The sequence below is a fragment of the Candidatus Poribacteria bacterium genome (genome assembly GCA_021295755.1).
Lineage (GTDB): Bacteria > Poribacteria > WGA-4E > WGA-4E > PCPOR2b > PCPOR2b.
This window is the reverse complement of the sequence record JAGWBT010000030.1, coordinates 35,623-35,998: the sequence shown is the minus strand read 5'-3', so window position 1 is coordinate 35,998 and position 376 is coordinate 35,623. Positions and strand designations below refer to the sequence as shown.

The window sequence follows — 376 nt, the reverse complement described above, 5'->3', positions numbered from 1 at the left end:
CTATGGGCATGATTGTTTTGTATATGAAATTGTTGACTCAATTGCCCATTAACCGTTTCAACTATCTGGCGAGTTTGGTTAATCCACCGCTTGGTTTGTCTGGAGATTTGCTGTTTCTGGTTGCGGCGGGGTATCGTTATCAGCTCGATACGGTTCAGTTGGGCTAATTGGTCTTTGATTTGGGAACTAATATAGGCTTTATCCCCAATCACTCGCTTATTTTGATGATTAGAGAGCAATTCGTAACCAACCGATAAATCGGTTTCAGAAGCGGGTGCCAGTTCAAAATCAACAATCACTCCCCTTGCGGTGACTAACAGATGCAGTTTATAGCCGAAAATGGTCTGTTTCTTGGATTCGACTCGACCATAATCGG

Annotated in this window: 1 protein-coding gene; it reads right to left on the bottom strand. The window is 43.1% G+C overall.

The window, feature by feature from the left end; all coding sequences use genetic code 11:
* Positions 1-376: transposase (locus tag J4G02_06030; protein MCE2394136.1), on the bottom strand; the 376-nt coding region annotated here is incomplete at both ends.